Genomic DNA, 25,772 nt, shown 5'->3' on the forward strand with positions numbered 1-25,772 from the left:
GCATTCCGGGTGATTTTTCACCAGTTTTAACATAAAAAAAGAGATTTAGATATAAAAACAGGCTCTGGAAAAAATTTCTCCACAACCTAAAAAAAAGGATGGCATTAGCCATCCTTTTTTCCATCATCAACTATAAAATTATAGTTTGATTACGTTTTTAGCTTGAGGTCCACGGTTACCTTCTTCGATTTCGAAGCTAACTTTTTGGCCTTCTTCTAGAGATTTGAAACCTTCAGTTTCGATTGCAGAGAAATGTACGAATACGTCGTTTTCGCCTGGAACTTCGATGAAACCGAAGCCTTTTTCGTTGTTAAACCATTTTACTTGTCCTGTTACTGCCATGATTATTTCCTCCTAAGAAAATACAAATTTTAATTTTTTTAGTCTTCCTGTCTAAAAAAAGAATCCACACATTATCAAATACGAAACATAAACTAGTTCTCACATACTTTTTCTCGTTCGTTTTCAGCACTTGATAACATATGGATTGCTTAATTTAACTATTCAACTGACATCATCATAGCACATTAAAATAAAATGTACAATCTTTTTCTAAAATGGAATTTCTAATTTTTAGTATTTCTTATAAAATATAATTATCTCTATTCCAAATAAGGAGGAATTTATGAACAACAAAATTCCTAGAAAAACATTAGCAAGAATCGAAGAGGATATTGAAAATAATAATCTTGGAAAAGCAAGAGACAGATTGCACGGCCTCATCTTTACATACCCAAATGAATTACATCTTCGAAAACAACTCGGAGATATTTATTATACATTACAATATCCAGAAATGGCTGGACGTTACTGGTATCTAGAGGCGCATAAAACAGATATTATGCATGAATCATGTTTATTATTCGAAAAATCAATGGGAAATAATCCGCATCATATTGCACGTGCTTTAAAGTTTAAAGGCGATTCTAACCATATAAAAGGTTTGTATAAAGATCAACCTTTATCTTCAGTGCAGAAGAAAGTAGCAGAGGAGTTAATTTATGAGTATAAAGAAACATGGCAAGATAAGCTAGTTCCTTTTGGCTGTCTAGCATTCCTTGCTTGCCTTCTCTTTTCTGCCATTGTTGGTCTATTCACTATTTGGAATTGGATTTTTTAATTATAGGGGGAATTTTCACATGGCAAACTACGATAACGAAGAAAAGCTAAAAGGCGGAAACGTTTCGAACGTATATCGTTCTGAAAATACTGTTCGTCGAGAGTTAAAGCCAGATAGCGCAAAGATCCATAAGCTATTACAACACTTAGAAAACAAAGGATTTCATTATGCTCCAAAGTTTTTAGGTGTAGATGAAAAAGATAGAGAGATTTTATCCTTTATTGAAGGAGAAGCTGGGAATTATCCTTTAAAAGAATATATGCGATCTAATGATGTATTAAAAGAAATCGCAAAGATGCTCCGCCTTTACCATGATGCTGTAAGTGATTTTCCGTTATTAGATGATTGGAAACCGATGGATCACACGCCAAATAACATTGAGGTTTTATGCCACAATGATTTTGCCATATATAACATTATTTTTAATAATGAGAAGCCAGTAGGGATTATTGATTTCGATGTTGCTGCTCCTGGTCCAAGACTATGGGATATCGCTTATACACTTTATACTTGTGTGCCTTTAAGTAGAGTGTATTATACAGAATCTGGTGAAGCCATTCATTATGAATCATCGCAACATGCAGATCGTATTAAAGAGAGAGTGAAATTATTCGTTCAGTCCTATGGTAAAAATATGGATGAAGATTACTTAGGAATAGTGTTGCTTCGATTAGAAGGGTTATGTACATATATGAAACGAAAAGCGCAAGAAGGCGACTTGAATTTCCAAAGAATGATTGATGAAGGACATCTAGAGCATTATGAGAAAGATATGAAATTTATTCGTAATCATAGGGCTGAGTGGAGTTGATTTAGTAATAAAGAAAAGTTAGTATCGTTTTTTGCCGATAAATCGATATCTCTTTTCGAATCGTTCACAAAATAACAAGGGGCACCCTTCAAACAGGTGCCCCTTCCTTTTATTTCGTAAACTGTGCTTCTTCTGTAGATCCTTTTAACGCTGTCGTTGATGAAGTTCCGCCTGTAATCACTTGTGCAACTTCATCAAAGTAACCTGTTCCTACTTCGCGTTGATGACGTGTTGCAGAGTAGCCGTGTTTTTCAGCTGCAAATTCAGCTTGTTGTAGTTCAGAGTATGCTGCCATGCCGCGCTCTTTATAGCCACGTGCTAGTTCAAACATACCGTAATTTAATGAATGGAATCCAGCAAGTGTTACGAATTGGAACTTATAACCGTAAGATGCGATTTCCTTTTGGAAGCTCGCAATTGTTTTTTCATCTAGTTTTTGTTTCCAGTTGAATGAAGGTGAACAGTTATATGCAAGTAACTTTCCTGGATGCTCCTTATGAATTGCGTCCGCAAATCGTTTTGCATCTTCTAAATTTGGTTCCGACGTTTCACACCAAACGAGGTCTGCATACGGTGCATACGCTAAACCGCGCGCAATTGCTTGATCAAGACCTGCATTCGTACGGTAAAATCCTTCTGGTGTTCTTTCTCCTGTAATAAATGCTTTATCAACAGGATCGATATCGCTCGTAATTAAATCAGCTGCATCTGCATCTGTTCTTGCAACGATAATTGTCGGCACTCCCATTACATCTGCTGCAAGACGTGCAGAAATTAAATTACGTACCGCTGTTTGCGTTGGTAGTAGTACTTTTCCACCTAAATGGCCACATTTTTTCTCTGAAGATAATTGATCTTCAAAATGCACACCTGATGCACCTGCTTCAATCATACCTTTCATCAGTTCGAATACGTTTAATTGTCCACCAAATCCAGCTTCTGCATCTGCTACAATCGGTACGAAATAGTCTGTATCATCGCTTCCTTCCATATGTTGAATTTGATCCGCACGTTGAAGTGTTTGATTAATTCGTTTCACTACAGCAGGTACGCTGTTCGCTGGATATAAACTTTGGTCTGGATACATATGTCCAGAAAGGTTTGCATCAGCTGCCACTTGCCAACCACTTAAGTAAATCGCTTTTAACCCAGCTTTTACTTGTTGCATCGCTTGGTTTCCTGTTAATGCGCCAAGTGCGTTAATATAGTCTTCTGTATGAAGCGATGTCCAAAGCTTCTCAGCACCGCGGCGCGCTAATGTATGTTCAATATCAATTGATCCGCGCAGGCGAATTACATCTTCTGCCGAATATGGACGTGTGATCCCTTTCCAACGCTCATCTAATTCCCAGCTTTCTTGTAATTTCTCGATTCTTTCGTTTTTCATTTGTTCCATCCCCTTTTCATTTTTTATAAAATTTCATAACCCGGTAATGTTAAAAATGGTACGAATTCATCATTTCGAACGAGATTTGTAAACAACGTTGTCGCCTCTTGGAATCTCCCTTTCTTAAAGGCTTCCTTACCAATCTCTCTTTCTATTTTTGCTAATTCTTCTTCTTTTAGCTCTTCCATTAATTCAAGCGTAATATTACGACCATCATTTAGTTTTCCACCTTCATGACGAATCCATTGCCATACTTGTGCTCTTGAAATTTCAGCAGTTGCCGCATCTTCCATTAAGTTATAAATGGGTGCTGCTCCCCGTCCGCTTAACCAAGATGCAATATATTGAATACCTACGCTAATATTCATGCGAAGGCCCTCTTCTGTAATCGTTCCCACCGGTACATCTAGTAAATCGTTTTCTGTTACACATATTTCTTCACGTTTTCTAAAAATTTGATTCGGTGTTTTCATAATGTGATTAAATACTTCCATTGCAACCGGTACAAGTCCAGGGTGGGCAACCCAAGTCCCGTCATGACCGTCTAAAGCTTCGCGCTCCTTATCAGCACGCACTTTTTCAAAAGCTGCTTCATTTGCTTCTGGATTATTTTTAATCGGAATTTGTGCCGCCATTCCTCCAATTGCTGGTGCATTACGGCGGTGACACGTTTGAATTACTTTCAAAGAATACGAACGCATAAATGGCGCTGTCATCGTGACTTGTGCTCTATCTGGTAGTAAGAATTTATTATGATTACGGAAACTCTTTAAAAAGCTAAAAATATAATCCCATCTTCCACAGTTTAAGCCAGCAGAATGATCTTTTAGCTCATACAAAATTTCATCCATTTCAAACGAAGCGTGAATCGTTTCCAGTAACACAGTTGCTTTAATCGTTCCATTTGGAATGCCGATATATTTTTGAGCAAATACGAATACATCATTCCATAATCTCGCTTCTAAATAACTTTCCATTTTCGGTAAGTAAAAGTATGGGCCGCTCCCTTTTGCTAAAAGAGCTTTCGCATTATGGAAAAAGTACAAGCCGAAATCTACTAAGCTACCCGACATATTTTTCCCATCAACTTGCATATGCTTTTCCTCTAAATGCCATCCTCTTGGACGTACAATGAGTACAGCTGTTTTCTCATTTAATCTATATTCTTTCCCTTTATCATTTTCATATGATATCGTTCCTTTTACTGCATCACGTAAATTTATTTGGCCTTCCACTGCATTTTCCCAAGTTGGTGAATTCGAATCTTCAAAATCCGCCATAAAAAGATGCGCTCCTGAATTTAAAGCGTTAATGACCATCTTTCTATCTACCGGTCCAGTAATCTCTACGCGGCGATCCTCTAAGTCTTTTGGCAGCTTGGCAATTGTCCAATCCGCTTCACGTATGTGTTTTGTTTCTTCTAGAAACTTCGGAAACTCCCCTGCATCAATTCTCTTTTGTTTTTCTACACGTTTTTGTAAAAGTTCTATGCGGCGCTCATTAAAATTCTCATGTAGTTCCTTCAAAAAACTAAGCACCTCAGGTGTCAATATTTCATTGTACGCTGGTAACATTTCTCCCACGAGTGTAACCCGTGAAGTTTGCGTCGACATATTAGCATCCCCTTCTTAAACTGTTTTATAACAGATTTGATTTCATGTTTTATATTATATAACAAATCTTCAGAAAAGGAAGTTTTTTTTGAAAATTCATTTCGCTTTTTTCAAAACGCCATGCTTTCGCGCTTTATTTCATACAAAAAAGGTCGCTGTTATACAACAACGACCTTTTTTGTATTATTTTTAAATTTCACTTTGACTAGTTAAACTTTATTACTGCCCTTGTTCCATATCATGCAATATTGCTCTATGTAAAAACTGTGCGTATTGTTCTCTCGTTACCTTCATAGTCGGACCGAATTTACCTTCTCCGATTCCCATTGTAATACCATTTGTTTGTACTGCACTAATTGCATTCGTTGCCCATGAATTTGCTGAAACATCATTAAAGTTATGAGATCCCTTTGCCTGTAAGTCAAAAGCATTCGTAAGAACTTGTGCCATTTCCGCACGCGTTAACGTCGCCTTCGGTCTAAAGTTTCCATTCTCGTCTCCCTGGAAAATTCCCATTTCCGTTAAAGCCAATATCTCCTCGATAAAGCTTGTTGAATTTTCATCGATATCTCCATATGGGTTTTCATATTCATCTTGTTCTTCCATATCAAACACACGGTAAATTAAAGCTGCAACTTGCTCACGTGTTACATTATCCCCAAAACCGAATATTCCATCGCCATATCCCAAAATAATTTCTTGTTCCGCTAATTCATGAATCGCCTCATATGCCCAATGTCCTTTTGGTACATCTTTAAATACAATTGTATTTGTTTTTTGCAACGGTGCACTTTCCGCTTTTACATTGTTACTCTCTGCTGAGAATAACACCCCACCCATAATTGTTAATGCTGTAGCTGTTTTTAATAATTTTTTGCTCATTACATTTCCTCCCCAATATGTATATGTTTTTTCAAATATACATAACAAATAGTATAGTAACAATATATTTTCCGACACATTTCGTGACAGTTTTGTGAATCATATTACACATCATGTCTTTTTTATGGGGTTGATTATAAAGCTTATGTATAACATTAAAAATACACAAAAACGAATAATAATTCTTTGTTAAACAAACAAAAAAAGCACAAATATTTCTATTTGTGCTTTCATATTTCACTCTATCTCCAATCCTCTTTCAAATGATAATTAATAATCGCATTATTAATAAATTGAGCATATTGTTCTCTAGGTACAGGGCGATTTAATTCATACATGCCATTCCCAGTTCCTCTTACAACATTATTAGATTGTAGCGCACTAATTGCATCTTCTGCCCAGTGGCCTTTTGGAATATCTTTAAATGTATGTTTTTGTTTCGTTTCAAAAGTAAATGCTCGTTTTAAAATGGCAGCCATTTCCGCTCTAGAGACTGGTGCTTTCGGCCTAAAGTTCCCTTGCCCATCCCCTGTAAAAACACCACGTTTTGTTAACGCCAAAATTTCCTTTTTAAAAGTTGTTGTACTATCAGAAATATCTTTATACGGATTCGCTACTGATCCTTCTTCTTTCATTTCAAGTGTTCTGTAAATAATACCAGCTACTTGTTCACGTGTTGTAAGATCACCAACACCATACTTCCCGTTTCCATACCCTAATATAATTTTATGATATGCTAAATCCATAATAGCGTCATATGCCCAAAACCCGTATGGAACATCTTCAAACACAATCATTTGTGGATACTCTTCCGCTTTTACAGACGTCACACTTGTCCCTGCAAATATACCTCCTGCCATTGTCGCAATCATCATTACACCCAATATTTTTTTCTTCATCGTCCTCTCTCCCTATTTCATTCAAATAAAATGAACCTCATTGTTTCAGGAGTACTATTTTTTGGTGAATGTAAGATAAAATGCAAATCTTCTAGAAGAAATATTTCCACTACCTTTCTGCTTTATGCCTCCTTCTTTCTTTTTCAAAAAGGAAGTTGTCACATCTAAGGTGTTATATACTAAAACATTCTACAATCTCTTTATAAACTCCTTTTCACTTTACAACTTCCCTTTATTGGCGCGCGTAAAGGAGATGCCTAATGGAGGTTACTATATTCATGATTTATATTTCAGAGGTAGCATTCCTCTCCACTGATAACTCACCTTCTCTTCCCTTGCGAAAAGTTAGCGCCATCCCTACAAATATAAGGATAATCCCTACTACTTGCATACTAGTCAGTCTAAATCCGGTAAAGACAGTATCTAATAATATTGCAACAACAGGATCTAAAAACACTAATACAGAAATAATTCTCGTCGATAAATCTCTTAAACTGTCAAAAAATAAGTAATATACAAATCTAGTATGTATAGATCATCACCTTGAAAATGCCCGAAATCTAAGAATAGTAGTAATAAAAAAAGCATCCTTTTTTCTTAAAAGAGGATGCTTTTTTATATTTATTAACACTCAAATATGCTACTACTTTTGAAGAGTAAATTGGGCAACTATTTGTTTTAATTTTCCTGCTGCGTTATGCATATGTTCAATTGAAACCGAAATCTCTTGAACAGATTTTTCTTGCTGTTGAATAGACTCTTTTACCCTATCAGTTCGGTCAGATGATCTTTGGGAAATTTGAGCCATGTCTTCTGCAGAAGCCGAGATTTCCTCACTACTCGCTGCAATTTCATCTGTAGACATAGATACCGTTTGAATTTGCTCAGATACTTGCTGTACTTTTTCTGTAATTGTTCCAAATACTTTTTCTGTATGCATTACTACTTGTGTACCTGCCTGTACCTCATTATCTACTTTCCCCATCATATGTACCGTATGGTTCGTTGTTCCCATAACTTGAGTAATAAGATTCTCAATTTGTTTTGCAGAATCACTAGATTGTTCTGCTAATTTCCGCACTTCATCTGCAACAATTGCAAATCCTCTACCACTTTCTCCAGCACGTGCAGCCTCAATTGCGGCGTTTAATGCTAATAAGTTAATCTGAGAGGTAATACCTTGCATAACATCAATGATTTTAACAATTTCTTCTGATTGTTCTTTCATAGTCTCTACTTGTTTCACACCGCTATGTACCGAATTTTGGATTGTATCCATCTGTTGAATCATTTGTTTCATTAATTTATTACCATTCTCTGCATCTAATGCTGATTGAGCAGACAATTCATTTACAGAGGACGATGTATTGACTATACTCTGCATTCCTTGTGTCAACTCTTCCATCGCACCCGCAGTTTGTTCCATTGCTTGCATTTGACTCTCTGCACCATTTGCAACTTCTTCAATATCCATAGTGATTTTCTTCGCTGCACTACTAGATACTTCTGATGCAGATGCTACTCCGTCTGCATGTTGGAATAAAAGCTGAATATTATTCTCTACTTCTTGCATATTTGTTCTTAGCCCTGCAATCATCTCGTTAAAATTACTTACCAATACACCTAATTCATCCTTAGCATTATAATCACCATGTACAGTTAAATCTCCTTCTTTCGCTCTTTCCATCATACGACTAACCGTTTGTAACGGAGCAACTATAAGCCTACTAATAATATAACTTACTATACATATAACGATTGTAGTAACTACTACAAGAATGATAAAGGTAATAACGGATCGATCAATCATTTTTTGAGAATCTTTAAACACTTGATCAGCTAAGTTTGAAACATACGATTCTAGATCCACTGCATAACCAGCTAACTCTATTCCCTTCGGTTTTAATTCCTTCTGAAATTCATTTACCATTTGTGGCTCATTTGTTGCCTTCGCCTTTTCAAATAATTTTTTATATGTATCTTTATAACTTGGCAAAGATTTCTTCATCTTCTGAAACAGTTCATCCTCTTGCTTACTTAAATTAAAACCATCATCATATTCTTTTAATAAAGAATCATATTTTTTAAGATCCTTTTCAATATTATCAATTATTCCCTCTTTATTTGCCACTTCATTTTGTGATACCGTAATTAATTCTAATAAATTATATTCTAGTGAATTTTGTGTGCGAAGCATTCCTTCTAATAAAATTGCAGAATATTGATAATCATCTACTACAACCTCTGTATCGTGCTTAATCTTATTAATAGAATTAATTGCTACACTGCTCATAATTATCATACCTAAAACTGCTAATGAAATAAGCGATAATAATTTATATTTCACTTTTAAATTTTGTAAAAAATACATTTTTCCACCTTTATTCCTTTATATATAGATTTTTAGAATTTTATAGCTTATTATTTACAAAATCTCAATAAAAAGCAATGATAAATATTCCCAATATCAAACTTATATCTCTATAAAAAAAGAAGTAGCTATCATGCTACTCCTTTTTGCTTTGTTTCTCATATTGTTCAAACGTATGAATTCTTTCAAAAATTGGTGGGTGCGTGTATAAGAAAAACTTCACTAACGCAGGCGGATTTACTTGGCTTAGACTTGTTTTTGATAAATATTGAAAAGTTTTCACACCAGATTTCCCGTCCTTCGTCATATTTAAAGCATATTGATCTGCCGCTCTTTCTTCTATACGTGAAACATAGTTTGTTGCTGGTTGTGCTGCAAAAGAGAGTACAGAAGAAATTAAGAAAAATAAAGGTAAAATGGAGGAACATGCCACTTTTGAAATTTGCAATGTATCTCCCCATTTGCGAATACACATATTTATAATACGACTAATTAAAAACATACCTATAAACGATAGCAACACATAACTTGCAACGCCAAAGTATATATGCTTCATAACATAATGTCCCATTTCATGAGCCATGATAAATAATATCTCTTTATCTTTTAACTGCTTAAGCGTTGTATCCCACATTACAATACGGGCGTTAGGACCAATTCCTGTTACGTAAGCATTTAATGCATTCGTTTTTTCTGACATATTTACTTCATATACGTGTTTAGCAGGAATGTCAGCTTTGTCTGCTATCGCTAAAATTTTCGTTTCTAATTCTTTATTTTTCAGCGTTGAGAAGTCGTTATAAAGCGGATCAATAACGACAGGCTGTATGAATGTTAAAAAGATTGTAAATGGAACAGAGAGCGCCCACCCTGCTAGCCACCATCTCTTCGGAAATTTACGGATAAGCCATAATAGAACGGTAACTACGATTAACATAGTCGCATAACTTTCCCAAAAACCGATAACATGATCTTTTATCCAGCTTTGTGTACTTTGTGTTGAAATGCCGTAATCAACGGATACTTTCCGGCCAATCCATTGCATCGGTAAGGCAAGCACTGTTGTCAGTAATGATAAATAAAAGAAATAAATCGCAACTTGCAAGACACTTATTTTAGTCGTTTCCTTCGACCATTTCTCAAACTTTCTTGAAATACCTAGCACAAGTACAAATAATAAAATAATCCATTCAAGAGGCGTCGCTAAAAAGTATAGTAAATTTTTCACACGCGAATAATCTTGGCTTAGCGTAAGCTCTCTAGCACTCATAAACGTTTCTGGATCTGCACTTGTTCCTTTATACATGTCCGGAATAAGTTCATGATTCCATCCAAATAAATACCAATATATAAGTAACGCAAATCCAACGTACAAAAAAAGCGACCAACCAATAACCTTCCTCACGCTATTCCCTCCTCTATGCTGCCTGTCTATTATTATTGTAAGTTCGTACACGCTAAATTAGAACAAGCTTATTATGTGAATTGCTCTGGATCTTTTTATTTACATAAAAAAACTCTTCTACATAAGAAGAGTTTTACCTATCTTTAAACACTTTCTTCGGTTCATAATCCGGAAGCACTTACAAACCAACGCCTTTTACATATCATATATACTCATAGTCTTGAAAAAAGAGCGTCGTTATAATAAAGTGAAACTTTAATCAGTGGGGGTCTTACTGCCCGGCAAATAGCGGGATAATCGTAAAAAATCCGATTAAAACTAGTACGTACCCTACTTGCTTTTTAGATAACATAAAGAGCCTCTTTAAGGAAGTACATCTATTAATAAACTAAAATCTTGTAAAGAGAAAGAACTATATTTCATAATACCCTGTACAGCTAAAAGTAAAACAAGACCGATCACACACATATAGTTAACGCTTTCTTCATTCTTTTTTTCAGTAACCACTCCACCACTTATACATAAAATCCCTAGCAAATGGAGCGCTAAATACATGAAAAAATAAGCTTCCTCCCAGCGCAAAATAACATTCACTGTCGTTATTAACACTAGACTAAGCAAAATCAAATAAAAAAACTTATTTGATGATATCGTTTCATTCATATAATTTTATACATCCCTTTCAAATTTCGAATTAATGATGTTTCAAAGCTATAAAGTAAATGATTGTTTTCATACCATAAAACAAAAGGAAAGCCACCATTACTTTCTCGAATACTTTATGAATCCACATATACTTCTCTTCATTCTTTCTGAAGATGCGCTTCATCATTTCTTCTACAATTAGACCAAATATTAGTAAAACCCCGAACACAATAAGAAGAGAAATAATATTTTCTTTTAAATGAGTACTAGAAAATACGTAATACTCTGGAAACACAATCGTATCTACTACAGGTTGAAGCCAATGACAAACACTTCTATCACACATATCTGTAATAGACGTAGAATCTATAATGTCTTTTAATATTTTTTCAACCGTCTTCTTCATCTTATTTACTCCCGACTACATCTGAAAAGCTCTTTTTCTGCTCTGCATATATAACTGGCACTTCTTTACTCCAATATTTGCGATTAACAAATAAAAAGATAAGTACTAAGTTTAATCCTGTTATAAAAATAATAAATCCAGGAAAGAATGTCGTATAATTTGAGAAATCGGCAAAACTCATAATTTTTTCTCTACTTATTAGAAAAGACGCACCTATTACAAATGCATTGTTTAACATATGTATTGCAATTGGCATGAGTAAACTTTTCGTACGAATATATACGATTGACAATACGATGCTGAATATGGCTGCACCGAGGAAATCAACATGTAACAACGCAAACAATATTGCTACAACGATGGTCGCTATGCTCGTTCCCCATTTTGTTGCAAAACGTTGAAGTAAAAATCCGCGAAAAACAAATTCCCCGATAATTGGTGCGATGAATACGACCCTAATGACTTGAGATACATATCCCCCAGTACTATCTACAATTGGTTCATGCAGGGCGTTCATAATAAAGTCCGGTGTAATCCATGCAAAACTATACATATACAAAATAAGATACCCGTAACTAAACATGCATAACATAACGGTAATGTATAAAACTTGTACCAAGTTAAATGTTTCATTTTTATTAACAAATAATGAAAATGAAATGTGGTGCTTTTTATACTCATAAGAAATCCATACCATCGGAAGGATATAGAATATAAGGATATTTATAAAAGAAGAATTTTGTATATGAAATATACTTGTTAGCAAATCGCCACTACTTCTCGCTATTAAAATTAATAGTGCAAATACAATTAAAAAATATCTAGCTCGCATCACTTGAAACGGGTTCACACTCATCTCCTCCCCTATGTTACTTTTATCATATCATTTGATTCTTAATTTTTTGCGAAAGAAAACCTTAAAATTTCCTTAAAAATTCCATAAGTTACAAAATGATGATATGATATTCGAGAAAATTAGGAGGGATATTTATGTACCAAGCAAATATTTTACTCGTTGATGATGAAACAGCAATTTTACAATTACTAACTACCATTCTTGAAAAAGAAGGCTTTTCTCATATTACAACTGCAACATCAGCTGAAATAGCTTTATCTCTAACTAAGCAAAACCATTACGATTTAATTATTTTAGATGTAATGCTTCCTGGACAATCTGGTTTTGATATTTGTCCAATCATTCGCCAACAAACAGATTGTCCAATTTTCTTCCTCTCAGCAAAAGCATCTGATTTAGATAAAATATCCGGATTTTCATACGGTGCAGATGATTATATTACGAAACCATTTAATCCATTAGAAGTAGTAGCACGTATGAAAGCACAGCTTCGGAGACATATGAAACAAACCGTACCACACGAACAAAAATCACACTCAATTTCATTTGGAAGATTTGAAATTGATCAGCACTCTGCAGAACTGACAGTGGATGGTCACATTGTCGAATGTTCCGCTCAACTCTTTCAACTACTACTCTTCTTTTGCGAGAATCCAAACTACGTATTTTCGAAAGAGGAAATATACGAAAAAGTTTGGGGAGCACCTGCCTATAATGGCGATGACAACACTGTTATGGTCCACATTCGAAAACTACGTGAAAAAATTGAACACGATCCAAGTAAACCAGAATATATAAAAACTGTTCGCGGCCTTGGTTATAAGTTCGTTACAAAGTAGGGTGACGATATGAATTTTAATAAACGACTTATTATTCAATTTATCATGCAACACGTTTTTGTTTTAGTTACATTACTTATCGCTGTAGTTGCTGCTTTTACTTATTTAATTTTTCTTCTTACTAGTACTTTATACGAACCTAATATTCCAGATTCTGATAGTTTTACAATTTCAAGATACATCTCTTCAGAAAATGGGCATATTTCATTACAATCTGAAGTGCAAGATTTAATAAAGGAGAAAAATGATTGGCTCCAAGTTGTAGATGAAAACGGAAAAATCCTCTACCACTTTAATACACCAAATGATGTTCCGAATGCTTATACGAAGACATCTTTAGTCGCATATATACAACATCATATCGAAAGTAATTATAAATTTACATATTGGGAAATTGAATTAGAAGAAAAGAAAGTACTTGTTATTTATGGTGGTATGTTAAAAAGCAATGCTTTACTGACAGCAATTCAAAAGGAGCATTCCTCTTTAACGATGGATTCGTTCACATTAACAGATCAAGAAAAACAGTTACTGTCTAAAGAAAAAGCAGCAATTCAAATATTTAATCAAAATGGCGAAGAGGTTTTTTCCTATACAACCGGAAAGAAAAAAATATTTTCAGCAATACAAATCGCACTTAATGAAAAAGAACCTTGGAATCATAAAGAAAACACGTCTAGCTTTTACGATGCAAATAGTGGCAACCTTCTCGTTGTAACTGCAAAAAATGAGCACTACTATCCAGATGACGAAATTGAAGATGTATTTACTAAGAAGTTTCTCATCGGATGCGGATTAATCCTTCTTATCGTATTTGTTTATTTAGTCATTCTTTCTATTTGGTATGGTAATAAATTCGGGAAACCGCTATTACATGCGATGCGCTGGCTTAAAAATATCGCTGGTGGAAAGTATGAAGAACCTATTAGTAAAAAAGGAAAGCCTGTCAGGTTCCGGCGATCTGGTAAAGAAAAATGGTCATTCCGTTTGTTTAGAGATGTGACAAGTTCACTAGAACACCTTTCTACTACACTCAAGAAAAATGATGCGATGAGGCAAGTACTTCAGCAAACACGAGAAGAATGGATTACCGGTCTAACGCATGATTTAAAAACACCACTTAGCTCTATATATGGCTACGCATTATTACTAGAATCGAATCAATACAACTGGACCGATCGTGATATTCAACAATTTGGTAGTGTTATGAAAGAGAAATCTCAATATATGACTACATTAATTGATGATTTAAGCTTAACGTATCAATTAAAAAATAATAGCCTTCCTGCACAGCACGTAAACGTTGAAATCAATCAGTTCGTCCAAAAAGTATTATTGCAATTTATTAACAATCCAACACTTCAAAATCAAAATATTGAATTCGTACCGAGCTCAAATAAAATTCAATATTTCATTGAAGAAAAATGGTTCCAGCGTATTATCGAAAACTTACTAGTAAATGCTGTAAAACATAATAACGAAACAACTACTGTCATCGTAAAATTATCACAAAACGCTAATTCCTTTACACTCTCCATTTCAGATGACGGAAAAGGAATGGATGAAAAAACGAAAGAACTTCTATTTGAACGATATTACCGCGGAACAAACACAGAAGAAAGCAACATCGGAACTGGACTTGGCCTAGCCATTACAAAACAGCTCGTTCATGCTCATAACGGGACAATTTCCGTTGATAGTGCACTCGGAAAAGGAACGACGATTATTCTTGTGTTTCCGTTTCGTTCGTAGGAAAGACGCTATGTGGCGTCTTTTTTTCTTTTCTGGGAGAATTTTACGGTAATTGAAATTATGTGAATCGTTTTTTCGAGGTGTTTTAGCGGTATATGAAATTATATCGGCGCAACTCGAATTATATCAGCGATTTTCTAGATGTATCGACTTACCGACAAAAACCGACAATACTAACCTACTTCCTCTACTACTATACAAATTAAAAATAACCCTTCATAACTCACTATGAAAGGTCACTCCGTATTTCAGCTATTTCCCTACTAACACAAACACATTCTCATCAGGTGCTTCCATTACTGCAACATGTCCTGATTCTGTTGGAAATGGTTCGCGAATCCATTTTACATCTTTATTATCTTTTAAACTTTCATAAGTTTGTTGCACATCTTCTACTAATACTTCGACTTCCGTAAAATTAATATCCGGATGATTGCTTATTACTAACTCCGAACTTTTCTCATCTGGAAACTTCAATCCTATTAACGTCCAAATAACCCCTTCTTCTAGTTCTCTTTCTATCATCCAGTTTTGCTTCATTCCCATTTCTTTATAAAAAGAAACTGATCTTTCTATATCCTTCGTATGTATAGATACACATTCTAGTTTTTTGAACATTTTCCTATTTCCCCTTTATGAAAAAGCGAACCATCTCCCAATGATTCGCTCTTACCCTATTATTTTTTCTTCACCGGTATCCAAAGCTCTACTTGTGCAAACTCACTCTTATCTTCGTGGCAACGCTCATCGTATAATTCAAACTCTGTAACGCCGCAATGTTCATAGCCTGAATGCGGGAACCATTCTGAGAATACTGCATTCCACGTTTGGTGAATAGACGATACCATTTCTTCATGAGGAACTTTCGGCGTTGTAAATACTGCATATGTTGCTGCCGGGAAAGTACGCTTCGCAATTTCATTTGGTACATTTTCAAAGTCTGTAACTTCCATTCCGATAATGTAAGTGAAGTCCCCTGTTTCTAAATTAAAATCAGTACATAATCCAAGCTCTACCCATTGGCTCGTATCTTTACGATTCGGAATTGTTGTCCCAAGATCTTTTTGTAAATATTTTTGCCAAAATGCTGGAATGTCTTGATGGTTTTTCCCTTCTTTACTTGTCGTCTTCAATTCATAACCCGCCACTAAAAATTCTGGTTTATTTACAATACGATATTCCATTTGTATGCCCCCTAAATACGGATTTAATTTTCTTTGCTTTACATTCACTCGGTAATACATCGGTGTTTCGATTTCTTGTTTTCGATATTCACTCGGTGTCATTTGAAATAATTTTTTAAAGGCTCTCGTGAACGTTTCGTGAGATTGAAAGCCATGTTCAAACGCGATATCAATAACTTTTTCATCCGTATGAGAAAGTTGATAAGCTGCCCGGGCTAACCTCCTCTTTCGAACATACTCCATTACTGTATCACCTACTAATGCCTGAAATACACGATGAAAATGCGACTCAGAAAAACCTGCAATGCGAGCTAAATTACGCAGCGTTTGTTTTTCCATTACATCTTCCTCAATATAATCAATTGACCTTTGAATTTGTGTTTCATAGCTTTCCATCTCTGTTCACCCGCCTTATATGTATTATGATAAAAGAGAACGCAATCCAATTCTTGACGTTTTTTACTATAATTCCATAAAAAATTGTAACTTTTTTATATGTATTTCGTTGTTATGTATGAAGGGAGGGAAATGTAGTGAAACGCAAACAATCATTAGAAGAAATTTACTCAGAGCATATGCAAGATTTATCCCACTTTAATGTGCAGTAAGACCCCCACCTCAAAATGCAGCGAAAGCAAAGAATTTAGGTGGGGGATCAACTGCCCATAAAAGTCCGATTGGTTCAACTAATAATCAGTGGGGGATGAAGAACCCCCCACTGATTAAAGTTTCACTTTATTTCGCTATCTTCTCTCCCTAACCGGAGATTCCCACTATGCGGAAGATCTCATGCAAGAAACCTTTTACCGAATGCTCGTCCATATTGATTATTATAAAGGCGAAGAAATTAGGCCGTGGTTATTTACAATAGCCTACAACACCTTTATCGATTGGTATCGAAAAGAAAAGAAAAGAAATATAAAACAACAGCACTTGCAGAATTCCATTTACCAAACGTACCAAGTACAAAACATGCATATTTCGTAAAACATGAGATTGCTAGTTGGTTAGACAGTTTATCTTCTCTTCCCCTTGAAAGACGAAATATGTTACTACTACGAGATTACTACGGATTCTCCTATAAGGAAATAGCAGAAATGACTGGTCTCTCATTAGCGAAAGTAAAAATTGAATTACACAAGGGACGAAAAGAAACGAAAAGCATAAAGGAGTGATAGGGATGGGTTGTACAGAGTTTAAAAAACTATGGGAGAAGTACGAAAACGGAACGCTCACGCATGATGAACAGGAAGAGTTAGAAAGTCATATTGAGACATGTGAAGAATGTGAAGCTTACTTAGATGAGCTGTTAACAAAGACAGAACCAATTAAGAAAAAGTTACCTCCAAAAGATCTTAAAATTCCTTTTTGGAGAATTAAGTGGAAACATCGTTTACAAACGTTTGGTTTTATATTATCAATTTGCATCGTTATCTATATAATCGGCGGGGTATTATCAGCCTTTTATTTTCAAGCTAATAATGATAAAAGGCTAAAAGAAATTAGAGAGGTTCCTTCTCTTGCACTTGAAGCAACTATCCCAAATAGCCGCGTTATGGGAGGCGGAACAAGTGTAGAAGCTTTTTTCCGTACGAATAGCCAATTTGATTTAGTAAGAACCGTCGGTAAAAAAGAAATGCCCCTCGGTACAATAGAAACAAAAAGCTTCTTATCATCTGTAGATATCACGAAGCAAACTTGGATGAATCCGTTCTATCAACCAAAACTCTTCTTTGTTCATCCAAAAACAGAGCAGGGTGATTATTTAAAGGATTCATCAAAAAAAGTATGGGATACACTTGCAAAAGTACATGATGGAACCGTTGCAGAAGTAGCAATTTCTTTTGATAAAGCTTACACTTTAAAAGAATTAGAACCGCTTTTATATAGCATATTCGAGGCACAAGAACTCCCTCCAACTCCTGTATGGTACGCTTTAGATACAGGACAAGAAAGAAAAAATGTAGATGACTATATCCTACATGGCGGAGAAGCTATAGGATTTCCAGAACATGTAAGATTCCTAGATAGTGACACAGAGACGCCCGAAGATACAGTTATTGAAATGATACGTATTCTTTCTACACATACAGAAACGGTAAGTAAAATAGCTATAATTCCTGAGAAAGAACTAAAATTAGATAAGCGCTATCAGTATGTAAAAGATAACGGTGTTAAAGTATACGGCATTGTCATTACTGGTCCGTCGAAAGAGTTATTAAAATTACAAAACTCACCGCACGTTCGTTATGCGACTCTTGGAGATATTGAGGTTTGGAATTGGTTTGATTATTAATGAGAAAAAGTAGAGCATCTAGGAGTGATGCTCTACTTTTTCATTTCCTCTCCACAAACTTCCAAACTAACATTGTTGCACATAAATAGGAGATTCCCATTACTAAAAAGCTATAGCTTGCCCCTCTGTACCAATTCGATGATTCATTTAAAATGATTCCCATAATTGCTATACCGACTAATGCACCAATTTGACGATTTACATTTAAAGTTGCCCCAGCCATATTCCCATTTTCACGACCGGCAGATTTCATCACAATTGTAGTCATGGCAGGCACTGCTATACCGATCCCAAGATTAACAATACTGTATACGAATGCAATTCCTATATAACTCACATTATTTACTATAAACATTAATAATAAAGACCCTATACTAGCTATAAATAAAGCTATAAATAATAGCAATTTTGAACCAAACTTAGTCACCATTATTGCAAATAATACATTTCCAATAACAAATACGCTCATCATCGGCAATAGTTGTAATCCTGCTACAAACGGGCTTGCTTCGTATGCCTTTTGTAAAAAGAGTCCAAACATAAATATGCCGCCAAATAAAGCAAAGTTTAATAGAAATCCAACTATATTTGCTGAGGAAAACGTCTCGTTCTGGAACAACACTCTTGGTACAACCGAGTTTTTTGATTTTCGTTCTGCATAAACAAAGAGAACAGCAGTCAATACAGTCCCCACTACCCCTCCTAAAATTTGAAGCGAGGACCATCCATAACTTGGACCTTCAATTAGAGTAAACGCCAACAATGTTATTGTAGTTATACCGATTAAATGATTTAATACGTTTATTTTCTCCTTTTTCGGTAAAACGTTTGGAATAATTACAAAGGCCATCAAAATACCGATAACCCCAATTGGAAGGTTTATAATAAAAATGCTTCGCCAGCCAAATGTATTTACTAAAAGACCACCAATAAAAGGACCTGTACCAGAGGCAAAAGAGACAATTGCCGACCATATCCCAAACATTTTAGCTCTCTTCTTTTCATCTGGAAATGATACTACTAATAAACTAAGTGAACTTGGCATAAATAAAGCCGCTCCAACACCTTGAAGTACTCGGCCGATAATGAGGGTGTTCCCATTTGTGGCAATCGCACATAAAAGAGATGCGAATACAAAAATAATTAAACTAACCATATACATATTTTTTGCTCCATATTGATTAGCCAATGCCCCTCCAGCGAGTAATAATGCCCCAAAAGATAAAATATATCCGTCAACAATCCATGCCGAACTATATAATGTCAGTCCTAATGTTTCTTGAATATTCACCACTGCAACATTTACTACCGTTACGTCTAATGTTGCCATAATAAAACCCATTGCCAAAGTTATTAAAATGACGATACCTGATTTCTCTTTTGTTTGAACATCTAAATTTCTACTAGCCACTCCATTCACTTGCTAACTCCCCTCTCAAAAATTAGTAATTTACCTATATATTCCTTTAGAACTATAATAAAGAAAGTACTTTAATTATAAAAGTACTGATTTTTTATATAGTACCTATACTTTTATATAGTAAGGAGTGTTTATATGGAAAATACAAATGCAGAAATTTTATTAAAATGCCCTATTGAAAAAACAATGTCTGTAATAGGTGGTAAGTGGACTTTCTTAATTTTAAGAGATTTGTTCTATGGTCCTAAACGTTTTGCTGAGCTTGAAAGACGTCTAAGTGGCATTAGCCCACGCACACTCTCTCTTCGTTTAAAAGAACTTGAACAAGAAAATATTATAAAGAGAACAATCTATTCAACTATGCCACCTCACGTGGAATATTCACTTACAAAAAAAGGGGAAACACTCCGTCCTATTTTTGACGCGATGAAGGACTGGGGAAATGAGTGGAAAATATTAGATGAATAAAAAGAAGGTATCATCTTATGTGATGATACCTTCTTTCTGTTAATCCGAAATCACTTTCACATACATCCCTCTCACCGCTTTTTCATAAGCAATCTCGCTCATCTGTCTTATTTTTTCCGACACAGCAGACGATGGAACACCTTCACGAAATAATGGAGGATCAATGAGACGGACTTTATTTTTCTGATACAAATCATAATTGTTTCTATCTTCTTTTACGTTTACATTCGGATGAACTTTGCTTAATAAAGCATGTACTTCTGGATCATTACATTGCTGCAATTTCGAAATAAGCTCATCATCTTCAAGAAGAAAATCATCTGCATGAATAACCCTTTTATGAAGAGCTACCTTTAACGTTTTCGCTAACATATCATTTCCGTAAATATTCATTGGTTTCATAAAGAAATCGATTACTTCTTTGTAATACGTTTCTGTAAACCATTCCGCTATTTCGATATTTTGAAGAACCATTTTCCCCTCTACTTCGATGAGATCCTCTAAAAAACTATGAACTTCTTCTAAAGAAATATACCCATATGTATACATATCTCGTAACGTATAATCCACTCGATCTGCACATAATTCGGGCGCTGACCTTTCCAGTAAAGTCCACTTCGAATCATCTAATAAAATATCTTCATAGTTATAACCATGCTTCGCAAGGATTGCTGGAATTTCTGAATTTTTCACAACAGAGCTAAATATCTCTTCATGGTAACTTTCATCTTCATTATCAAAAACGTAATCAATTACGTGTGAAAAAGCAGTATGCGATACGTCATGCAGTAAACCAGCGATCTGTTCTTCTACTGAACCACCTAGTTTTTTCACTAATAACATAACACCAACTGAATGATCAAAGCGCGTTACATTCCAGTTCTCATTTAGTAAGTAGCTTGCGCCATTTTGATGAATACCTTTTAGTCTTTGCAAAGGATTGCTTAAAATTAATTCTTCTACTACTCGATCCACTTTAAACTCACCGTAAATAACATCTGATATAACCACTTATAATCCCCCTTCATTTCAGCAGCGTCTTCTAATCGTACCTTTTTTATAAAATTGACATCAATATAAATATTAAGTTTAAATATATTGATATTATATTATAAGTATTGTATATTATACATGTCTGCTATTTCTTTTAATTCATTTATTTTTATTGAGTGCTCCTTATGTGGAGCCTTTTTTTTATTGAAAAAATAGAGAGCAATTCGCTCTCTATTTTATACACCTATTCAAATGTAACTTCTACCTGCACAATCTCCGACCTACTTCCAAGTCTAAGCGGTGGTCCCCAAAATCCAAATCCAGAAGAAACAATTGCGTGGAACGCGCCTTTTTGTGCGTATCCCCAGTCTAGCTCGTACATTCTTCTCGTTACAATATGATTGGGCGCCATTTGTCCGCGGTGTGTATGACCGGATAATAATAAATCTACACCTGCCGCTGCTGCTTGTTTCAACTCAAATGGCTGGTGATCCATTGCGATAACAGGCATCGATTTATCTACCGTACTCATTAATTGTTCAAAGCTTTGACGATCTCGCTCTGTTTTATCTCTTCTTCCAACGAGATAAAAGTCATCTTCAATTGTAATTACTTCATCTAAAAGAATACGAATATCAATCTTATCCATCTCTTGTAAAAACTCTGGAACCGCTCTACCGTAGTATTCATGGTTCCCTAAAACACCATATACGCCTAATGGTGCTTTCATTTGTTTCATGATTGGTCCCATATTCTTTTGAATGAACACACCTGGATGATCATCGATAATATCACCTGGCAGTAAAATAATATCAGGTTCCATCTCATTTACATGACGAACAAGTCTTTTTAAATGCGAAACGCCAGACAGTTTACCGAAATGCATATCAGAAGCCATCGCAATGCGTAAACTTTTACGCCCCTCTACCTTTTTCGGTATGTGCACCTCGTACTTTCTTACTACCGGACTATACGCATTAAATACTCCATACGCAAAGATAAAGATAAATGCAGCTATCACAGCCGCCCCTGTCCAAATAATTGCCGCTTCTTTCTCTACTGAAAACTGTAAAAGAAAGACCATAATATTAGCTAATGGCAACAGCATAAGCGCATATTGTATGACCGCAAACCAAATCGAACCTATCGTTCGCAGAAATGGTAAAAACTTAAACACTTGCACGAGAATGTACGCATATGAAATAAATGCAACTATAAAAGCATAATATCCCCAAGATTCCCAGCCAAATACCGCATGAAGCCAAACCCATCCGTTCCAGCCGATGTAAAACATAAGTAGTGTGTATATAATTAATATGGTAAATATATTGAGATAACGAAGATTCTTCACAGCCAGCCTCCTTATTGCTTTCTTCTATTATAACTTGTTATGCACTTATAGCGTAAATATTAAGCACTTCGCTCATCATAGTAAAAACCTATAGTTGTTAGACTTGTATCTAACAACTATAGGCACCATTTATATCAACATTGTTTTTACAAATGCTCTTTATAAAAACTTGTTAATTTTTCAACTGCAATTCTTACTGGTTCTGGTTGGTCGTATAAATCGTAATGACTCGCACCTTCCACAACAAGTAAATCCTTTTTCTCTGAAGCTGCTTTCTCATAAAGCTCATGACCATCTTTATAAGAACCAAATGCACCTTGCTTACTGCCGACAATAATTTGCAGCGGCTGCGTTAATAACGTATCTGCTAAATGGAACGCATCAAAACCGATTACCGATCCCATACTCGTAAAGTTTAACTTATTTGGCGAGTTCAAACTTTGCCCTCGCGGCGTTGTGTAATACTCAACTGCTTCTACAATATCTATATCGGTCATACCCGCTGCTACTAACTCTTCCTGATTTTTAGGAATCCAATTTGTAATCATTTCCTCTGCTCCGCGTGCTTCAGCAGTACGTTGTTTACCAATTGCCTCTAACACACCAATCGGGTTAGACTCACGATTTAAACGACCGATATTTGCACCAACAACTGTACCAACCGCTTTAATGCGGCGCTCTGTCATCGCAGCATTTACCGCATAACCACCGCCTGCACAAACACCTAACACACCGATACGTTCTTCATCTATATAAGGAAGAGTAGTTAAATAATCTACTGCTGAGCGAATATCCTCAACTCGCGCAGCTGGCTCTTCAATATATCTCGGTGTACCTTCACTTTCACCTTGATATGACGCATCAAACGCAAGCGTGACATATCCTTGTTCCGCTAACTTCTCGGCATACAATCCTGCTGTTTGATCTTTACAGCTACTACCTGGATGCACACAAACAATCGCTGGATTTTGTTTCTTTTCCTCAGCACCTTCAGGAATGTTCAAAACACCTGCAACTTGTAAACCTCTTGCATAAAATCTTATATTTTCCTTCGTAACTGCCATATATAAAACCACCCTTATCTTATTATTAATTTTACACTTGTGAGAGTTATTACTCACGTGTATATTTATAATAAAATGAGTAGAACCTTGTTTCAATGACCACATTTACGCATTTGGGTGATAATACACACATAAAGAAATATGTGTATCAACAACGGAGGAACACGATATGGAGAAAATCGATAGAAGAATTATAAAATCACAAAACGCCATTCAATCGGCATTTATAGAAATGTTAATTACAGATGGATTTGATGAAATTACAGTTAAAAACATTACCGAAAAAGCAAACATCGGAAGAAAAACGTTTTACTTACACTATCTAGATAAGTACAATTTATTAGATAAAATTGTGGACGATCATTTAGACCAATTAAAAGAAATATGCTACGAGAAGCAAAACAAAGAATTTATAGAAGGAACAATCATATGGTTTGAATACTTCAAAGAACACAAACCATTTTTTGCGGCACTATTTAGAAGTAACAGCACCTTATCATTTCAAAAAAAATTACTAACTTTCATCATGGGTGAAATAGAGAAAAAATTAAATACAGACACATCAGTAAATAAAAACATCGATAAACATATCGTCTTAAAATTTTTAGGAACAGCTGTAATGGGCATTTTAGAGTCTTACATGTTGGATGAAATTGATAGTGATGTTGCGTTTATTGCGACGCAAGTTGGAGAGTTGATTAGGAGGAATATATAAAATGAAACTTTAATCAGTGGGGATTTATTCATCCCCCACCTAACTTCTTTGCTTTCGCTGCATTTTGAGGTGGGGGTCTTACTGCCCAGCAAATAGCGGGATAAAATAAAACCGCATCAATTTCCTTAATAAGGATTGATAAAATGCTATTATCGTTATCCTTCAAAACTCATCTATGCAATTATGCATAACCATCCATTCCGTTTTATTTTCATGTTACGATATAAATGTAATACGACATATATCGACAAAGATAAAAGGAAGTGATTGTATGAAACGTTCTAAAACATACTTAAAATATTTAGCATTATCCGCTGTTTTTGCTAGTAGTGCTATAACTCTTTCAACACCTGCTGCTTATGCTCAAACAACATCACAAGTTGTAACAGATATCGGGCAAAATGCAAAAACACATACGAGCTATAATACATTTAATAATGATCAAGCTGATAATATGACAATGTCTTTAAAGGTAACTTTTATCGATGACCCTAGCGCTGATAAACAGATTGCCGTTATTAATACAACTGGTAGTTTTCTAAAAGCAAATCCTACTATAAGTGATGCACCTATTGATAACTACCCAATCCCTGGCGCTAGTGCAACATTACGTTATCCTTCACAATATGATGTTGCATTTAACCTTCAAGATAACAGCGCTCGTTTCTTTAACGTAGCGCCTACAAATGCTGTAGAAGAAACGACTGTAACATCTAGCGTATCTTATCAACTTGGTGGCTCTGTTAAAGCTTCTGTAACGCCTAATGGCCCTAGCGGTGAAGCTGGTGCAACTGGTCAAGTCACTTGGTCTGACTCTGTAAGCTATAAACAAACTAGTTATAAAACAAATTTAATTGACCAAACAAACAAAAACGTAAAGTGGAACGTATTCTTTAACGGATATAACAATCAAAACTGGGGTATTTACACACGTGACTCCTATCATTCTTTATATGGAAACCAACTGTTTATGTACTCTCGCACATACCTATATGAATCTGATGCAAAAGGTAATTTAATACCGATGGATCAACTTCCAGCATTAACAAATAGCGGTTTCTCTCCTGGTATGATTGCTGTTGTTATCTCTGAAAAAAATACAGATCAATCTAACTTACAAGTCGCTTATACAAAACACGCCGACGACTACCAACTTCGTCCAGGCTACACATTCGGAACTGCAAACTGGGTTGGAAACAACGTAAAAGACGTTGATCAAAAAACATTTAATAAATTGTTCACACTAGATTGGAAGAATAAGAAATTAGTAGAGAAAAAATAAAGTAAAAAAAACG

General features: G+C 35.2%; 24 protein-coding genes and 2 pseudogenes. 9 read left to right on the top strand and 17 right to left on the bottom strand.

The features are described 5' to 3' along the window. Nucleotides 1–138 precede the first annotated feature (138 nt). Nucleotides 139–342 carry an RNA chaperone/antiterminator CspA gene (cspA, locus tag C4S65_RS06430; protein WP_000301522.1) on the bottom strand — a complete coding sequence of 68 codons (204 nt, stop codon included), beginning with the start codon at nt 340–342 and terminating at the stop codon, nt 139–141. A gap of 283 nt (nt 343–625) precedes the next feature. On the opposite strand from cspA, the gene C4S65_RS06435 reads away from it, so the two are divergent. Together C4S65_RS06435 and C4S65_RS06440 are read left to right on the top strand one after the other, a co-directional pair. Further along, nucleotides 626–1,120, top strand: a complete 495-nt coding sequence (locus C4S65_RS06435; protein ID WP_086405971.1) for a DUF6584 family protein — start codon at nt 626–628, stop codon at nt 1,118–1,120. Between the two features lie 19 nt (nt 1,121–1,139). Then, nucleotides 1,140–1,931 (top strand): phosphotransferase, encoded by a 792-nt coding sequence (locus C4S65_RS06440; RefSeq protein WP_061666457.1) that lies wholly within the window; start codon nt 1,140–1,142, stop codon nt 1,929–1,931. A 109-nt stretch (nt 1,932–2,040) separates the two neighbouring features. Here the strand turns inward: C4S65_RS06440 and aceA are convergent, their stop codons facing one another. The 10 genes and pseudogenes from aceA to C4S65_RS06495 form a co-directional block, all read right to left on the bottom strand. Next, nucleotides 2,041–3,318, bottom strand: a complete 1,278-nt coding sequence (aceA, locus tag C4S65_RS06445) for an isocitrate lyase (RefSeq protein ID WP_000787346.1) — start codon at nt 3,316–3,318, stop codon at nt 2,041–2,043. 23 nt (nt 3,319–3,341) lie between these two features. Further along, complete coding sequence (gene aceB, locus C4S65_RS06450) at nt 3,342–4,931, bottom strand: malate synthase A (protein ID WP_086405970.1); 1,590 nt, start codon at nt 4,929–4,931, stop codon at nt 3,342–3,344. 219 nt (nt 4,932–5,150) lie between these two features. Continuing rightward, complete coding sequence (locus C4S65_RS06455) at nt 5,151–5,813, bottom strand: S-layer homology domain-containing protein (RefSeq protein ID WP_061666451.1); 663 nt, start codon at nt 5,811–5,813, stop codon at nt 5,151–5,153. Nucleotides 5,814–6,055: 242 nt separating this feature from the next. After that, nucleotides 6,056–6,712, bottom strand: coding sequence for an S-layer homology domain-containing protein (locus C4S65_RS06460; RefSeq protein WP_140337697.1), 657 nt, complete (start codon nt 6,710–6,712; stop codon nt 6,056–6,058). Between the two features lie 283 nt (nt 6,713–6,995). Continuing rightward, a pseudogene (locus tag C4S65_RS06465) lies at nt 6,996–7,297 on the bottom strand (DMT family transporter); the annotation flags it as partial. A 58-nt stretch (nt 7,298–7,355) separates the two neighbouring features. Beyond that, nucleotides 7,356–9,083, bottom strand: a complete 1,728-nt coding sequence (locus tag C4S65_RS06470; protein WP_086405969.1) for a methyl-accepting chemotaxis protein — start codon at nt 9,081–9,083, stop codon at nt 7,356–7,358. Nucleotides 9,084–9,219: 136 nt separating this feature from the next. Continuing rightward, nucleotides 9,220–10,488 (bottom strand): M48 family metallopeptidase, encoded by a 1,269-nt coding sequence (locus tag C4S65_RS06475; protein WP_061666446.1) that lies wholly within the window; start codon nt 10,486–10,488, stop codon nt 9,220–9,222. A 363-nt stretch (nt 10,489–10,851) separates the two neighbouring features. After that, entirely contained in the window at nt 10,852–11,151 is a 300-nt protein-coding gene (locus tag C4S65_RS06485) for a DUF2101 family protein (RefSeq protein WP_001006050.1), read from the bottom strand. Nucleotides 11,152–11,182: 31 nt separating this feature from the next. Further along, on the bottom strand, nt 11,183–11,539 hold the full coding sequence (locus C4S65_RS06490) for a hypothetical protein (protein WP_086405967.1): 357 nt from the start codon (nt 11,537–11,539) through the stop codon (nt 11,183–11,185). A gap of 1 nt (nt 11,540) precedes the next feature. Beyond that, nucleotides 11,541–12,389 (bottom strand): type II CAAX endopeptidase family protein, encoded by an 849-nt coding sequence (locus C4S65_RS06495; RefSeq protein WP_140348259.1) that lies wholly within the window; start codon nt 12,387–12,389, stop codon nt 11,541–11,543. Nucleotides 12,390–12,529: 140 nt separating this feature from the next. Between C4S65_RS06495 and C4S65_RS06500 the strand changes: the two genes are divergently transcribed. Together C4S65_RS06500 and C4S65_RS06505 are read left to right on the top strand one after the other, a co-directional pair. Then, nucleotides 12,530–13,234, top strand: a complete 705-nt coding sequence (locus C4S65_RS06500; protein ID WP_086405965.1) for a response regulator transcription factor — start codon at nt 12,530–12,532, stop codon at nt 13,232–13,234. Nucleotides 13,235–13,243: 9 nt separating this feature from the next. Next, nucleotides 13,244–14,986: a HAMP domain-containing sensor histidine kinase gene (locus C4S65_RS06505; protein WP_097888841.1), complete on the top strand. Its 1,743-nt coding sequence runs from the start codon at nt 13,244–13,246 to the stop codon at nt 14,984–14,986. Nucleotides 14,987–15,238: 252 nt separating this feature from the next. Here C4S65_RS06505 and C4S65_RS06510 read toward each other — a convergent pair whose 3' ends face one another. Both C4S65_RS06510 and C4S65_RS06515 read right to left on the bottom strand, forming a co-directional pair. Then, the gene (locus C4S65_RS06510) at nt 15,239–15,604 is read right to left on the bottom strand and encodes a VOC family protein (protein WP_000473644.1); all 366 of its coding nucleotides are present in this window, start codon (nt 15,602–15,604) and stop codon (nt 15,239–15,241) included. Between the two features lie 59 nt (nt 15,605–15,663). After that, on the bottom strand, nt 15,664–16,566 hold the full coding sequence (locus tag C4S65_RS06515; protein ID WP_098838272.1) for an AraC family transcriptional regulator: 903 nt from the start codon (nt 16,564–16,566) through the stop codon (nt 15,664–15,666). Between the two features lie 339 nt (nt 16,567–16,905). Between C4S65_RS06515 and C4S65_RS06530 the strand changes: the two are divergent. After that, a pseudogene (locus C4S65_RS06530) lies at nt 16,906–17,345 on the top strand (RNA polymerase sigma factor); the annotation flags it as partial. A 5-nt stretch (nt 17,346–17,350) separates the two neighbouring features. Next, on the top strand, nt 17,351–18,466 hold the full coding sequence (locus tag C4S65_RS06535; RefSeq protein WP_098291950.1) for an anti-sigma factor: 1,116 nt from the start codon (nt 17,351–17,353) through the stop codon (nt 18,464–18,466). Nucleotides 18,467–18,506: 40 nt separating this feature from the next. Here C4S65_RS06535 and C4S65_RS06540 read toward each other — a convergent pair whose 3' ends face one another. Continuing rightward, nucleotides 18,507–19,886: an MFS transporter gene (locus tag C4S65_RS06540; RefSeq protein WP_098323782.1), complete on the bottom strand. Its 1,380-nt coding sequence runs from the start codon at nt 19,884–19,886 to the stop codon at nt 18,507–18,509. Between the two features lie 135 nt (nt 19,887–20,021). Here C4S65_RS06540 and C4S65_RS06545 point away from each other — a divergent pair, with 135 nt between their 5' ends. Next, the gene (locus C4S65_RS06545; RefSeq protein ID WP_097888838.1) at nt 20,022–20,354 is read left to right on the top strand and encodes a helix-turn-helix domain-containing protein; all 333 of its coding nucleotides are present in this window, start codon (nt 20,022–20,024) and stop codon (nt 20,352–20,354) included. 39 nt (nt 20,355–20,393) lie between these two features. On the opposite strand, the gene C4S65_RS06550 is transcribed toward C4S65_RS06545, so the two are convergent. The 3 genes from C4S65_RS06550 to C4S65_RS06560 all read right to left on the bottom strand — a co-directional run bounded on the left by C4S65_RS06550 (nt 20,394) and on the right by C4S65_RS06560 (nt 23,762). Then, entirely contained in the window at nt 20,394–21,365 is a 972-nt protein-coding gene (locus tag C4S65_RS06550; RefSeq protein ID WP_097888837.1) for an HD domain-containing protein, read from the bottom strand. A 226-nt stretch (nt 21,366–21,591) separates the two neighbouring features. After that, nucleotides 21,592–22,698, bottom strand: a complete 1,107-nt coding sequence (locus C4S65_RS06555) for a metallophosphoesterase (protein WP_000793735.1) — start codon at nt 22,696–22,698, stop codon at nt 21,592–21,594. A gap of 146 nt (nt 22,699–22,844) precedes the next feature. Further along, a complete protein-coding gene (locus tag C4S65_RS06560) occupies nt 22,845–23,762 on the bottom strand; it encodes an alpha/beta hydrolase (protein WP_103945169.1) in 918 nt (305 codons plus the stop codon). 169 nt (nt 23,763–23,931) lie between these two features. Between C4S65_RS06560 and C4S65_RS06565 the strand changes: the two genes are divergently transcribed. Next, complete coding sequence (locus C4S65_RS06565; protein WP_098317878.1) at nt 23,932–24,477, top strand: TetR/AcrR family transcriptional regulator C-terminal domain-containing protein; 546 nt, start codon at nt 23,932–23,934, stop codon at nt 24,475–24,477. Between the two features lie 271 nt (nt 24,478–24,748). Beyond that, nucleotides 24,749–25,759, top strand: a complete 1,011-nt coding sequence (gene cytK2 / locus C4S65_RS06570; RefSeq protein WP_000830636.1) for a beta-channel forming cytolysin CytK2 — start codon at nt 24,749–24,751, stop codon at nt 25,757–25,759. Nucleotides 25,760–25,772: the final 13 nt, after the last annotated feature.

The sequence above is a fragment of the Bacillus sp. ok061 genome (genome assembly GCF_900108285.1).
GTDB classification, from domain to species: domain Bacteria; phylum Bacillota; class Bacilli; order Bacillales; family Bacillaceae_G; genus Bacillus_A; species Bacillus_A thuringiensis_S.

Bases quoted from the DNA above. Each gene is read 5' to 3' on its own strand.
- cspA (WP_000301522.1), bottom strand. From the start codon at position 342: ATGGCAGTAACAGGACAAGTAAAATGGTTTAACAACGAAAAAGGCTTC.
- C4S65_RS06435 (WP_086405971.1), top strand. From the start codon at position 626: ATGAACAACAAAATTCCTAGAAAAACATTAGCAAGAATCGAAGAGGAT.
- C4S65_RS06440 (WP_061666457.1), top strand. From the start codon at position 1,140: ATGGCAAACTACGATAACGAAGAAAAGCTAAAAGGCGGAAACGTTTCG.
- aceA (WP_000787346.1), bottom strand. From the start codon at position 3,318: ATGAAAAACGAAAGAATCGAGAAATTACAAGAAAGCTGGGAATTAGAT.
- aceB (WP_086405970.1), bottom strand. From the start codon at position 4,931: ATGTCGACGCAAACTTCACGGGTTACACTCGTGGGAGAAATGTTACCA.
- C4S65_RS06455 (WP_061666451.1), bottom strand. From the start codon at position 5,813: ATGAGCAAAAAATTATTAAAAACAGCTACAGCATTAACAATTATGGGT.
- C4S65_RS06460 (WP_140337697.1), bottom strand. From the start codon at position 6,712: ATGAAGAAAAAAATATTGGGTGTAATGATGATTGCGACAATGGCAGGA.
- C4S65_RS06470 (WP_086405969.1), bottom strand. From the start codon at position 9,083: ATGTATTTTTTACAAAATTTAAAAGTGAAATATAAATTATTATCGCTT.
- C4S65_RS06485 (WP_001006050.1), bottom strand. From the start codon at position 11,151: ATGAATGAAACGATATCATCAAATAAGTTTTTTTATTTGATTTTGCTT.
- C4S65_RS06490 (WP_086405967.1), bottom strand. From the start codon at position 11,539: ATGAAGAAGACGGTTGAAAAAATATTAAAAGACATTATAGATTCTACG.
- C4S65_RS06500 (WP_086405965.1), top strand. From the start codon at position 12,530: ATGTACCAAGCAAATATTTTACTCGTTGATGATGAAACAGCAATTTTA.
- C4S65_RS06505 (WP_097888841.1), top strand. From the start codon at position 13,244: ATGAATTTTAATAAACGACTTATTATTCAATTTATCATGCAACACGTT.
- C4S65_RS06510 (WP_000473644.1), bottom strand. From the start codon at position 15,604: ATGTTCAAAAAACTAGAATGTGTATCTATACATACGAAGGATATAGAA.
- C4S65_RS06515 (WP_098838272.1), bottom strand. From the start codon at position 16,566: ATGGAAAGCTATGAAACACAAATTCAAAGGTCAATTGATTATATTGAG.
- C4S65_RS06535 (WP_098291950.1), top strand. From the start codon at position 17,351: ATGGGTTGTACAGAGTTTAAAAAACTATGGGAGAAGTACGAAAACGGA.
- C4S65_RS06545 (WP_097888838.1), top strand. From the start codon at position 20,022: ATGGAAAATACAAATGCAGAAATTTTATTAAAATGCCCTATTGAAAAA.
- C4S65_RS06560 (WP_103945169.1), bottom strand. From the start codon at position 23,762: ATGGCAGTTACGAAGGAAAATATAAGATTTTATGCAAGAGGTTTACAA.
- C4S65_RS06565 (WP_098317878.1), top strand. From the start codon at position 23,932: ATGGAGAAAATCGATAGAAGAATTATAAAATCACAAAACGCCATTCAA.
- cytK2 (WP_000830636.1), top strand. From the start codon at position 24,749: ATGAAACGTTCTAAAACATACTTAAAATATTTAGCATTATCCGCTGTT.